This window comes from Streptomyces sp. Y7 (genome assembly GCF_043195415.1).
Classification (GTDB): domain Bacteria; phylum Actinomycetota; class Actinomycetes; order Streptomycetales; family Streptomycetaceae; genus Streptomyces.
In genome coordinates, this window is sequence record NZ_JBIDDQ010000042.1 from 42,041 (window position 1) to 54,502 (window position 12,462).

The window sequence follows — 12,462 nt, forward strand, 5'->3', positions numbered from 1 at the left end:
AGGGACTTGAGTTCTAGTCGCGGGGGAACGTGGCCGTGTCGAGGGTGAGGTCGAGGAGGGTGTGGGTCAGATCCATCCGCTCGCCGAAGTCGAACCTGGAGTCGGTGCGGTACTCGCCGTCCTTGGGGTTGGTGAAGAGGTGGCAACGGCCCTGGTACGGATCGGCGATGAGGTAGACGGGAACCCCGGCGTCCGCGTACGCGGCCTTCTTCGGGCCATAGTCGTTCATGCCGGTCCCGCGGGAGATGACCTCGGCGACGAACTCGACGTCCTCATGGCGCCAGCCGCGCTCCGGGTCGCGTTCCGCGTCGTCACGCAGCTTCATCACGTCGGGGCAGAAGCCGTTCTCGAATCCGGGGAAGTCGATGCGTACATCCGTCTTCACGTTGATGTCCCTGCCGAACCTGTCCTCCAGTGCGTGGATGATCCGGCGAGTGATCTCCCAGTGCGTGTCCCGCTGCGGCACCATGTGGACGGCCCCCTCGACCACCTCAACTTTGTATCCTGCGGGGACCATCCGCTCAATCAGCTCGAACCACTGGTCGAGGTGCTGGGCGTTGTCGTCGGCCATCTCGATCCTGTCTTCCAGGACGGTCATCGTGGCGCTCCTCCCCGGCCGCTCCGCACGAGTGCAGCCGCGCGGTACAACGATACGCACAGTGACCGCGACACGGAGAGGAAGCTCACATGCGTCGCGGCCATCGACGATCCCGCCGTCGGCCGTCGGCCGTCAGACGGAGTCGGCCTCGTACGGCTCGCCCAAGTCCCACGCCTGGTACATCGCCTCCGCGAAGCCCTGTGCGATCTTGTGCTCGCCGCTCGCGTTGGGGTGCGTGCCGTCGTAGGTGTCGAGGTGGATGTCGTACGAGGGCGGCGGGGACGCCAGGAGCAGCGGTGAGCGGGGCTCGTCCAGGTCGGCGACCGCCTTCGCCAGCAGTTCGTTGAAGCGGGCGACCTCGGCGGCGAAGGGCGGGTCCGACTCGGCGCGCACGTTCGGGATCACCGGCATGACCACGATCCGCAGCCGCGGGTTCGCCGCCCGGGCCGCGGCCACGAAGTTCCGCGCGTTGTCCGCCGTCTGCTCCGCGTTGGTGTAGAAGCCCAGGTCGATCAGGCCCAGCGAGACCAGCAGCACATCGGCCCGGCACGAGCGCACCGCCTCACCGATCAGCGGCGCCATGTGCAGCCAGCCCTCGCCCCAGCCGGCCAGATGGGCACGGGGGAAGGCGGGCTCGCAGTCGGCGTACTCGTACGACGTGGGCGCGTCCGCCGCCTTGTCGTACAGCGTCTCGCGCGGCCCGACGAGGGCGAAGGGGCCGCCGTAGGTGTCGCGCAGGTGCTGCCACATGCGGTAGCGCCACGTGTGTTCGCCGGCGCTGCCGATGGTCATGGAGTCGCCGACGGGCATGAACCTGAGCATCCGCTCATGATGGACGATCGCCACCTGTCGGCAGGAGCGGGCGGGGTGTGAAGCCTGCCACGCCGCCCGAACGGCCGGAGCGGATGGCAGGCTTGGGGCATGCGCCGACCGCTCGCCATTCTCGCCGGGGTCCTGCTCACGGGGGCATTCACCCTGCCCGCCTCAGCCGCCGCCGGTGACGAGGACTTCACGATCAAGGACCCCCGCATCACGGAGTCCAGCGGCCTGGCCGCCTCACGTCAGCACCCGGGCATCTACTGGACGCACAACGACCAGGACACCGGCGCCTACCTCTACGCCGTCGACAGCAGCACCGGCGAGACCGTCGCGACGATCACCCTGACCGGCGTCGGCACCCCGCGCGACGTGGAGGCGATCTCCATGGGCCCGGACAACCAGCTCTACGTCGGCGACATCGGCGACAACGACGGTGTGCAGTGGCCGTACGTCTGGATCTACCGGCTGCCCGAGCCCAAGACCCTCAAGGACCAGACGATCAGGGCCACCCAGTACGTCGTGAAGTACACGGACGGCACCCGTGACGCCGAGTCGATGGTCGTGCACCCCAAGACCGGCCGGGTCTACATCATCGACAAACACGAGGACGGCGGGCACCTCTACGAAGGGCCGGCCGAACTCTCCCCGTCCGGTACGAACGTCTTCAAGCCCACCGTCCCCGTCGACCTGTGGGCCACCGACGCCGCCTTCTCCCCGGACGGCCGCACGCTCGCCGTGCGCGGTTACCTCGGCGGCATCGCGTACGACTGGAACGGCGGCAAGCTCAAGCGGCTGGAGCGCATCAGCGTGCCCCTGGGCCAGGGCGAGTCCGCCAGCTACTCGCCCGACGGCACCAAGCTCATGCTCGGCATGGAGGGCGCCGGCAGCACCGTCGTCGCCGAGGACGCCCCGGGCGCGGCCGGATCCGCCGACTCCGACTCCGCGACCGGCAGCGGCAGTTCGGCCTCCGGAGACGACGGCGACGCCTCCGGCAGCAACCTCAAGGTAGGCGCCATCGCCCTGGGAGCCGCCTGCGTCGTACTGTTCGCGCTGCGCCGGTTGTTCCGGCGGAGGTGATGACGCAGGTGAGACGCGGGCGGTCGGGTGGTGCCTGATAGCGTCGCCGGGCCCGGCCGTCGATCTTGCCCGAAGGAACTTCCCGCTCCCCATGGACAGTCCGCCCCCGGCCCCCGACGTCGCACAGGTGCTCCGGCACAACCGCACGCTGCTGTACGGGCACTTGGCCGCGCGCCTCGCGCTGGCCGCCGCCCTGTTCGCGGTGCCGTTCGCCGCACACGGCGTCGGCTACGACGCCGCCCTCTCCGCGTTCGGCATCCCGGCCGCCTTCTTCGTGCTGATCTTCCTGTTGCTGCGGCTGCGCCACGGCTCGCGGATGAGGGTGTGCGCGAGGGTGCTGCACGCCTACCCCTTCGAATACCGCAACCGGGTCGTCCGCAAGGGCTCCCAGTGGATGTACCTCGGCACCGTGCACACCGTCCGGCTCACGATGCGCGGGCAGCACGGCGCGCCTTCGCTGCGCGCGCTGAACGCCTCGACGAGGCGCCGCTGGCCGAAGGAGGCCGAGCAGGGCGGTGCCTGGTTCGCCGGTGACTCGGCCTTCGGCGGTGTCATGGTCCTGCCGGGAAGCCATGACATGTTCTTCGTGCAGCCCGCCGACTGGCAGGAGTACGAGCAGGAGCGCGCCCAGGCCGGGCCGCGGCGTCGGGAACTTGCCGAACAGGCGGGAATCTCCAGGCTGTTGGAGAAGGAACCGAACATCATGGTGGGCGGATGAAGCGCGTCCTCGGGTGGGTGTGCGGTGTCGCCCTCGCCCTCGTCACCGGCCTGTGGTGGGTCACGGCGACCTCGGATCTCGCCCTGTCCGCCGGGCTGTGCTCTGGCAGGTGGCGATCTGTGTGACCGTCCTGGCCGTTCTCGCCCACCAGGCGATCAAGCCACGTGGACGGGCAGCCCGCGGCGAGGCCCACCGCCGGGAGCCCTCACGGCGTCAGAAGGCGGCCGACCGGGTGGGCCACGCCGTTCTGGTCGCCGTCCCCGTGGGCCTCCTGAGCTGGATCGCAATGATTGCTGAGCCGACGTCGTAGGGCGTACTCGCGTGCTCTACGTCTCGTCCGTGCGGCGGTTCACGAAGGCTTCCAGGCCGTCCAGGATCCGCTGGAGTCCGAACTCGAAGTGGTCGAAGTCGGGGCCCCAGGTGTTCTCGTCGAGTGAGGCCATGAGGGGGTAGCGGCCCGACGCGAGGACCTTCTCCAGCATCGGGGTCTGGGCCTCCCAGAACTCCACGTCCGTCAGCCCCGTCCGGCGCTCCGCCTCCAGTTGGTACAGCTGGGTGCGCGCGGCGCCGACGACATAGCCGTCGATCATGATGATCGCGGAGACCAGCTCGGGGTCGGACAGGCCCATCGGCTTGATGCGGGTGAGCACCTTCTCCATACCGTCCAGGGCGCTCGGGCCGAGGATCGGGCGGGACTGGTTGACCTGGAGCAGCCAGGGGTGGCGCTGGTACAGGGCGAGGGTCGCGCGGCCCATGGCCGCCAGCGCCGAGCGCCAGGTGCCGTCGCCGAGGTCGGCCGGGTTCTCGGAGGGCCGCTGGACGCGGTCCAGCATCAGGTCGAGCAGCTCGGCCTTGCCGGGGAGATAGCGGTACAACGACATCGTGCCGGTGCCCAGTTCGGCCGCGACCCGGCGCATGGACACCGACTCCAGCCCCTCGGCGTCCGCGACCCCGACGGCCGCCTCCACGATCCGGTCCAGCGTCAGCGCCGGCTTCGGCCCGCGGCTCGGGCGCCGGCCGGTGTCCCACAGCAGCTCCAACGTACGGACGATGTCGCCGCTGCCGCTGGTCTCCGTACCGCTGGTGCCGCCCTTGCCGCTCGTCATGCACTTCAGCTTATGTCCTCCGGGAAAAACTGAGTACGGTGTACGCGCAATCGGGTACGCTGTACTCAGTTACCGAGAGGGGGACCCATGGGCGACGGGAACGACGACGGGTACGCGGTACGGGCCGAGGGGCTCGAGAAGCGCTACGGCGACAAACGCGCCCTCGACGGCTTCGACCTGGCCGTCCGCGAGGGCACGGTGCACGGCCTGCTCGGCCCGAACGGCGCCGGCAAGACCACCGCCGTACGCATCCTGTCCACGCTGGTCAGGCTCGACGGCGGCCGGGCGAGCGTGGCCGGGCTCGACGTGGCCCGGCAGTCGCGCGAGGTGCGCGCACGCATCGGACTCACCGGGCAGTACGCGGCCGTGGACGAGGTGCTCACCGGACGGCAGAACCTGGAGATGTTCGGCCGGCTCTTCCATCTGGGCGGTGGGCGGGCCAAGTTGCGCGCCGTCGAACTGCTGGAGCAGTTCGACCTGACCGACGCCGCCGACAAGGGCGTCGGCGGCTACAGCGGCGGCATGCGGCGCCGCCTCGACCTCGCCGCGTCGATGATCCTTGCGCCCGCCGTGCTCTTCCTGGACGAGCCGACGACCGGGCTCGACCCCCGCAGCCGGGGTGAGGTCTGGGAATCCGTACGGGCGCTGGTGGCGAGCGGCACGACCGTGCTGCTGACCACCCAGTATCTGGAGGAGGCCGACAAGCTGGCCTCCCGCATCACCGTGATCGACCAGGGGCGGGCCATCGCCGACGACACCCCGGACGGGCTGAAGAACCTCGTCGGCGGCGACCGTATCGAGGTCGTGGTCGCGGAGCGGTCCGACATCCCCCACGTGGCGAAGGTCGTCGCCCGCGTCTCGGACGGCGAACCCGAGACGGAGGAGGGTGAGTTGCGGGTGCACGCGCCCGTCATCGACCGGGTGTCGGCCCTGACCGAGGTCGCCCGCACCCTTCAGGACGAGGGCGTCCAGGTCGAGGACATCGGGCTGCGCAGGCCGAGCCTCGACGACGTGTTCCTGCGGCTGACCGGACACCGCGCCGAGAAGGCGGCGGGGGCGGGGGAGCCCGGGAGCTCCGGAACCTCCGGTAAGGCCGGGAACTCCGGTAAGGCCGGGAACTCCGGTAAGGCCGAACTGGCCGCCGGCACCGAGAAGGAGGCCGTCGTATGACCGCCGTCGACCTGACCGTCCCGGCCGAGCGCGGCCGCGTGTACTGGGCCCTCGCCGACGTGTGGAACATCGTCCGCCGCGGCCTCACCCACTACCAGCGCCAGCCGGTCAACATCGCCTGGCAGCTGGGCTTCCCGATCCTGTCCGTCCTGCTCTACGGCTATGTCTTCGGCAGCGCGATGAAGGTGCCGGGCGGCGGGGACTACAAGGACTTCCTGATGCCGGGCATGTTCGTGATGACCATGGCCTTCGGCTTCATCAACACCGCGACGGTCGTCGTCTACGACTCGACGAAGGGCGTCATCGACCGCTTCCGCTCGATGCCGATGTCGTCGTCCGCGGTGGTCGCCGGACGCGGGGTCACCGATCTGCTCATCGCCTGCGCGGAGTTGGCGATCATGATGCTGACCGCCTTCGCGATGGGCTGGCGGCCGGACGGCGGGTTCGGCTTCCTGGGCGCGTTCGGGCTGCTGCTGTGGCTGCGGTTCGCGCTGATCTGGATCGGCGTGTGGCTGGGCCTGCTGGTGCCGAACCCGGAGGCGGCGGGCGGTCTGTTCGCCGTGGCCTTCCCGCTGACGATGATCTCCAGCATCTTCGTCGCGCCGCAGCTGATGCCCGACTGGCTCGGCTGGGTGGCGGCCTGGAACCCCATCTCGTCCACGGCCGCGGCGGCCCGCGACCTGTTCGGGACGCCCGTCGGGGGCGGCGACTCCTGGGTCGAGCAGCACGCGCTGCTGATGGCCGGAGTGTGGCCCGTGATCCTCACGGCGATCTTCCTGCCGCTGGCGGTACGGAGGTTCCAGAAGCTGAGCCGGTGACGACCGCCGCCCTGCGCATACGAAGGGTGCCGTGGCCCGGGCGTCGTATCGAGGGGTGCCCGGGCCGCGGCTGTCGTATCGAGGGGTGTCCGGGCCCGCCTGTCGTATCGAGGGGCGCCCAGGCCCGGCTGTCGTATCGAGGGGTGCCCGGGCCGGCCGTCCCGTCGAAGGGCGTCCCGGCCCGGCTGTCATATCAAGTGGCGCAGGAGCTCTTGACGTGTCCATGCGACCTGGCTTCCATGAGAGACGCGGGATGTGGGAGCGCTCCCACTCGTTCCGGACCCGCGCCTCCCGAGAGGAAGCAGCGACATGGTCGGCAGCTTGCGAAGAGCGCTGTGCGCGCTGGTGGCGGGGCTTCTGTTACCGCTGGTGGGGGTCGGTGTGCAGCCGGCCCGGGCGGCGGAGCCCGGCGTCGGCACGGATGCGGTCCGTGCGGCGGAGGCCGGCGCCGGTCCCTGGCACACCAGCGGCCGGCAGATCCTGGACGCCGCCGGGCAGCCGGTCCGGATCGCCGGGATCAACTGGTTCGGCTTCGAGACCGGCAACAACGTCGTGCACGGCCTCTGGTCACGCGACTACAAGAGCATGATCGACCAGATGAAGTCGCTGGGCTACAACACGATCCGCATCCCCTACAGCGACGACATCCTCAAGAGCTCCACCGTCCCGAACAGCATCGACTTCTCCGGCGGCAAGAACGCCGACCTCCAGGGGCTCGGTTCGCTCGGCGTGCTGGACAGGATCGTGGCGTACGCCGGACAGAGCGGCCTGAAGATCGTCCTCGACCGGCACCGTCCGGACGCGGGCGGCCAGTCGGCGCTCTGGTACACGGCGGCGGTCCCCGAGTCGACCTGGATCGCCAACCTGAAGGCGCTGGCGACCCGTTACCAGGGCCAGGACACGGTCGTCGGCATCGACCTGCACAACGAGCCGCACGATCCCGCCTGCTGGGGCTGCGGCGACACCACCCGCGACTGGCGCCTGGCGGCCCAGCGGGCGGGCAACGCCGTCCTGTCCGTCGACCCCGACCTCCTGATCTTCGTCGAGGGCGTGCAGACCTTCAACGGCGTGTCCGGCTGGTGGGGCGGCAACCTCATGGGCGTCGCGCAGTACCCGGTGCAACTGGACGTGCCGGGCCGGCTCGTCTACTCCGCCCACGACTACGCCACGAGCGTGGCCCAGCAGAGCTGGTTCAGCGACCCCACGTTCCCCGACAACATGCCGGGTGTCTGGGACAAGTACTGGGGCTACATCTTCAAGCAGAACATCGCCCCCGTGTGGGTCGGCGAGTTCGGTACGACACTCCAGTCGACGGTGGACCAGAAGTGGCTGGCGGCGCTGGTGAACTACCTGCGGCCCACGTCGACGTACGGCGCCGACTCCTTCCACTGGACCTTCTGGTCCTGGAACCCCAACTCCGGTGACACGGGCGGCATCCTCAAGGACGACTGGTCGACGGTGGACACCGTGAAGGACGGCTACCTCGCGAGCGTCAAGGCGCCGGGCTTCCCGCCGGCCGGCGGAGGCGGCGACCCGGACCCCGACCCTGGCGGCGGCACGGCGGCCTGCAGCGCCGCCTACACCGTCACCAGCGACTGGGGCGGCGGCTTCAACGCGGAGGTGAAGGTGACCAACACGGGTACCACCCCGGTCAACTCCTGGAAGGTCATCTGGACGTGGCCCGGCTCCCGCCAGATCACGTCCATGTGGAACGCGACGTACACCCAGAGCGGGACGACGGTGACCGCGTCCAACGCCGCGCACAACGGAGCGGTACCGGTGGGCGGCTCGGCAGGCTTCGGATTCGGCGGCACGCCAGGGGGCGGCCCGGCGCCTTCGGTGACCTGCACAGCAGCATGAACGAAGGGCGCCCGGCGGTGAGTTCGCCGGGCGCCCTTCGGATGTCGTGGGAGAGGCGGTTACAGCTTCTCGATCACGTAGTCCACGCACTTCGTCAGTGCCTCGATGTCCGCCGGGTCGATCGCCGGGAACATCGCCACGCGGAGCTGGTTGCGGCCGAGCTTGCGGTAGGGCTCGGTGTCGACGATGCCGTTGGCGCGCAAGACCTTCGCGACGGCGGCGGCGTCGATCTCGTCCGTGAAGTCGATCGTGCCGATGACCGCCGAGCGCTTGGCCGGGTCGGTGACGAAGGGGTTGGCGTACTTGATGTCCTCGGCCCAGCCGTACAGCGTGCGGGCGGAGGTGGCCGTGCGGCGCACCGCCCAGTCCAGGCCGCCCTGGCCGTTGATCCACTCCAGCTGCTGGTTCAACAGGAACAGGGTGGACAGCGCCGGGGTGTTGTACGTCTGGTTCTTGCGGGAGTTGTCGATCGCCGTGGGCAGGCTGAAGAACTCCGGGACGTGGCGGCCGGACGCGTGGACGCGCTCGGCGCGCTCGATCGCGGCCGGGGAGAAGACGCCGATCCACAGGCCGCCGTCGGAGGCGAAGGACTTCTGCGGGGCGAAGTAGTAGACGTCGGTCTCGGAGACGTCGACCGGGAGGCCGCCGGCGCCCGAGGTGGCGTCGACCAGGACCAGCGCGCCCTCGTCGGCGCCGGCCACGCGCTTGATCGGCATGGCCACACCGGTGGACGTCTCGTTGTGGGTGAAGGCGTAGACGTCGACGCCCGACTGGGCGACCGGCTCCGGGTGCGTGCCCGGCTCGCTGGTGATGACGTCCGGCTCGGCGAGCCACGGCGCGAGCTTGGCGGCCTTGGCGAACTTGGAGCTGAACTCACCGAAGGTGAGGTGCTGCGACTTGTTCTCGATCAGGCCGTGCGTCGCGATGTCCCAGAACGCGGTGGAGCCGCCGTTGCCGAGGATCACCTCGTAGCCGTCCGGCAGCTGGAACAGCTCGCGGATGCCCTCGCGCACCTGGCCGACCAGGTTCTTGACAGGTGCCTGGCGGTGAGAGGTACCGAGGAGGGAGGCTCCGGTCGCGGCCAGCGCGTCCAGCGCTTCCGTCCGCACCTTGGAGGGGCCCGCGCCGAAACGTCCGTCGGCGGGCTTGATGTCAGCGGGAATCTGGATCTCAGCCACGGGGTGAGGTTAGCCGTTTCGGGAAACCTGGGTGAAACCTCGTCCGTCGGGTGAGACGGCGTTTCGGCGGCCGCCACCTCCGGGGGCCGCCGCCCCGGACCCCGGCTTCGGCCCTGAACCGGCCTCGTCCGGCCTCGCCCCGCTCGGCCCGTCCGTCAAAGGCCGGACGGGCCGAGTGGGTACGGGAGGGCTGAGTGAGTACTGGCCCGGCTGATGGAGTGGACGTATGTCGGAACTTGAGGCAGAGCTGCGCAAGGTTGTCCGGGGCGACATCGGGTTCGACGTCACCTCTCGGGCGTTGACGACCATGGACGCCTCCAACTACCGGCGCGTCCCACTCGGTGTGGTCGCACCACATGACGCTGACGACGTCGCCGCCGTGCTGGAGGTGTGTCGGGACCACATGGTGCCGGTGGTGGCGCGGGGCGGCGGCACGTCGATCGCCGGGCAGGCCACGGGCACCGGCATCGTCCTGGACTTCACCCGGCACATGAACCGGCTCGTGTCCCTGGACCCGGACACCCGCACCGCCGTCGTCCAGCCCGGCCTGGTCCTCGACCGTCTCCAGGAGGCCGCCGCCCCGCACGGCCTGCGCTTCGGACCCGACCCCTCCACCCACAGCCGCTGCACCCTCGGCGGCATGATCGGCAACAACTCCTGCGGCTCCCACTCGGTGGCCTGGGGCACCACCGCCGACAGCGTGCAGGAGCTGGACGTCATCAGCGGGCGCGGGCAGCGGCTGCGGCTCGGGCGGGAGGGGGCCGGCGCGCCGCCGGGACTGCGGGAGCTGGTGGACGGGGAACTGGCCCGGCTGCGCACCGGCTTCCCCGAGCTGCCCCGCCGCATCTCCGGGTACGCCCTGGACGCGCTGCTGCCCGAGAAGGGCGCCGACGTCGCCCGCTCGTTCTGCGGCAGCGAGGGCACCCTCGGCATCCTCACCGAGGCGGTCGTACGCCTCGTCGAGGCGCCACGCGCGCGTGCGCTCGCGGTGCTCGGGTACGGCGACGAGAGCGCGGCCGCCGAGGCCGCCGCCGGGCTGCTGCCGTACGGACCGCTGACCGTGGAGGGCATGGCCGCCGACCTGGTGCCCTCGGTGGACCTGCTGCCCAGGGGCGGCGCCTGGCTGTTCGTGGAGACGGGCGGGGAGTCGCAGGACGAGGCACGCGCGCGTGCGGAGGCGATCGTGCGGGCCGCCGACGTCGTCGGGGCGACGGTCGTCACCGACGCGGGCGGGCAGCGGGCCCTGTGGCGCATCCGGGAGGACGCCAGCGGTACGGCGACCCGGATGCCCGACGGGAGCGAGGCCTGGCCCGGCTGGGAGGACTGCGCGGTGCCGCCGCCGCGGCTCGGGGCGTACCTGCGGGACTTCCGGGCGCTGCTGACCACGCACGGGCTGCGCGGGACGCCGTACGGGCACTTCGGGGACGGCTGCATCCACGTCCGGATCGACTTCGATCTGCTGACGGAGCCGGGCGTGGCCCGCTTCCGGCGGTTCTCGGAGGAGCTCGCCGAGGTCGTCGTGGCGCACGGGGGCTCGCTGTCCGGGGAGCACGGGGACGGGCAGGCGCGTGCCGAGCTGCTGCCGAAGATGTACGGCCACGACATGGTCGGGCTCTTCGAGCGGGCCAAGGGTGTGTGGGACCCCGACGACCTGCTCAACCCCGGGATGCTGGTGCGCCCGGCCCCGCTCGACAGCAACCTCCGCTTCTCCGTCCTGCCCCGCGAGCCGGTCGACGTGGCCTTCGGCTACCCCGCCGACGGCGGTGACTTCTCGGCGGCCGTACGGCGCTGCGTCGGGGTCGCCAAATGCCGTACGACATCGGCGGCGGGCCCGGCCGTGATGTGCCCGTCGTTCCGGGCGACCGGCGAGGAGGAGCACTCCACGCGCGGGCGTGCCCGGCTGCTGCACGAGATGCTCGCCGGGGAACTGGTGACCGACGGATGGCGCTCGACCGAGGTGCGCGACGCACTGGACCTGTGCCTGGCCTGCAAGGGCTGCCGGTCCGACTGCCCGGTCGAGGTCGACATGGCCACGTACAAGGCGGAGTTCCTGCACCACCACTACGAGGGGCGGCGGCGTCCGGCCGCGCACCACAGCATGGGCCGGCTGCCGCAGTGGCTGCGGCTGGTGGCACGCACGCGTACCGCGTCCTCGGTCAACGCCCTCGCCGCCGTGAGGCCCTTGGCGTGGGCGGCGAAACGGCTCGGCGGGATCGCGCCGGAGCGGGACATCCCGCGGCTGGCGCCCCGCACGTTCAGCCGGTGGTGGGAGCGGCGGGAGAAGGCTCCCGCCGGTGCGGGCGGCGACCTCGTGTTCCTGTGGCCGGACACCTTCACCGAGCACCTGTCGCCGTCCGTGGGACAGGCGGCCGTACGCGTCCTCGAAGCGGCCGGGTTGCGGGTGGCGCTGCCGCCGACGGTGCGGTGGAAGGTGCCCGCCGGGGGCGGGGAGGGCGTGACCGTGGCGATGGATCCGGTGTCGCTCCTGCGCGGCCGGGAACGCGTCTGCTGCGGCCTGACGTACGTCTCGACGGGGCAGCTCGACCGTGCCCGCGCGGTGCTGCGGCGCACGCTCGACCTGATGGAGCCGGTGCTGGGGACGGGCGCGCCGGTCGTCGTCCTGGAGCCGAGCTGTGCGGCGGCGCTGCGCTCGGATCTGCCGGAACTGCTGCACGACGATCCGCGGGCCCGTCGCCTGGCCGACCGTGTCCTGACCTTCGCGGAGGCACTGGAGCGGCTCGCACCCGACTGGACGCCGCCCCGCGTCGAACGGCCGGTGGTCGGCCAGACCCACTGCCATCAGCACGCCGTCCTGGGCGACGCGCCCGACCGGCGACTGCGTGAGGCGGCGGGTCTCGCCGGGGAGCTGAGCGGTGGCTGCTGCGGCCTCGCGGGCAACTTCGGGTTCGAGAAGGGGCACTACGAGGTGTCGGTGGCCTGTGCTGAGGAACAGGTGCTGCCGGCGGTGCGGGGGGCGGGGGAGAGCGCCGTGGTGCTGGCGGACGGGTTCTCCTGCCGGACGCAGCTGGAGCAGTTGGCGGGGGTGCGGGGGCGGCATCTGGCGGAGGTGTTGGCGGAGGGGCTGGGGCCGGCTGTGTAGGGGGGCGGGGGTGGTGGC

General features: G+C 71.1%; 10 protein-coding genes. 6 read left to right on the top strand and 4 right to left on the bottom strand.

Annotation, left to right across the window (positions count from 1 at the left end; translation table 11 throughout):
* Positions 1-13: 13 nt before the first annotated feature.
* Both ACGFW6_RS43540 and ACGFW6_RS43545 read right to left on the bottom strand, forming a co-directional pair.
* Positions 14-598, bottom strand: coding sequence for a Uma2 family endonuclease (locus ACGFW6_RS43540; RefSeq protein WP_393522871.1), 585 nt, complete (start codon positions 596-598; stop codon positions 14-16).
* Between the two features lie 132 nt (positions 599-730).
* The gene (locus ACGFW6_RS43545; RefSeq protein WP_393522873.1) at positions 731-1,420 is read right to left on the bottom strand and encodes an SGNH/GDSL hydrolase family protein; all 690 of its coding nucleotides are present in this window, start codon (positions 1,418-1,420) and stop codon (positions 731-733) included.
* Between the two features lie 99 nt (positions 1,421-1,519).
* Here ACGFW6_RS43545 and ACGFW6_RS43550 point away from each other — a divergent pair, with 99 nt between their 5' ends.
* Complete coding sequence (locus tag ACGFW6_RS43550; protein ID WP_393522875.1) at positions 1,520-2,494, top strand: WD40 repeat domain-containing protein; 975 nt, start codon at positions 1,520-1,522, stop codon at positions 2,492-2,494.
* Between the two features lie 91 nt (positions 2,495-2,585).
* Positions 2,586-3,212: a hypothetical protein gene (locus tag ACGFW6_RS43555; protein ID WP_393522878.1), complete on the top strand. Its 627-nt coding sequence runs from the start codon at positions 2,586-2,588 to the stop codon at positions 3,210-3,212.
* A 326-nt stretch (positions 3,213-3,538) separates the two neighbouring features.
* Here the strand turns inward: ACGFW6_RS43555 and ACGFW6_RS43560 are convergent, their stop codons facing one another.
* A complete protein-coding gene (locus tag ACGFW6_RS43560; protein WP_393522881.1) occupies positions 3,539-4,318 on the bottom strand; it encodes a TetR/AcrR family transcriptional regulator in 780 nt (259 codons plus the stop codon).
* Positions 4,319-4,405: 87 nt separating this feature from the next.
* Here ACGFW6_RS43560 and ACGFW6_RS43565 point away from each other — a divergent pair, with 87 nt between their 5' ends.
* The 3 genes from ACGFW6_RS43565 (at position 4,406) to ACGFW6_RS43575 (ending at position 8,166) form a co-directional block, all read left to right on the top strand.
* Positions 4,406-5,488, top strand: a complete 1,083-nt coding sequence (locus ACGFW6_RS43565) for an ATP-binding cassette domain-containing protein (protein WP_393522884.1) — start codon at positions 4,406-4,408, stop codon at positions 5,486-5,488.
* Complete coding sequence (locus ACGFW6_RS43570; protein WP_393522886.1) at positions 5,485-6,306, top strand: ABC transporter permease; 822 nt, start codon at positions 5,485-5,487, stop codon at positions 6,304-6,306. The genes ACGFW6_RS43565 and ACGFW6_RS43570 overlap by 4 nt, the downstream gene beginning before the upstream one ends.
* 309 nt (positions 6,307-6,615) lie before the next feature.
* Entirely contained in the window at positions 6,616-8,166 is a 1,551-nt protein-coding gene (locus ACGFW6_RS43575; protein WP_393522888.1) for a cellulase family glycosylhydrolase, read from the top strand.
* Between the two features lie 59 nt (positions 8,167-8,225).
* Here ACGFW6_RS43575 and serC read toward each other — a convergent pair whose 3' ends face one another.
* Positions 8,226-9,344, bottom strand: a complete 1,119-nt coding sequence (serC, locus tag ACGFW6_RS43580; RefSeq protein ID WP_393522891.1) for a phosphoserine transaminase — start codon at positions 9,342-9,344, stop codon at positions 8,226-8,228.
* Between the two features lie 226 nt (positions 9,345-9,570).
* On the opposite strand from serC, the gene ACGFW6_RS43585 reads away from it, so the two are divergent.
* A complete protein-coding gene (locus tag ACGFW6_RS43585) occupies positions 9,571-12,444 on the top strand; it encodes an FAD-binding and (Fe-S)-binding domain-containing protein (protein WP_393522893.1) in 2,874 nt (957 codons plus the stop codon).
* Positions 12,445-12,462: the final 18 nt, after the last annotated feature.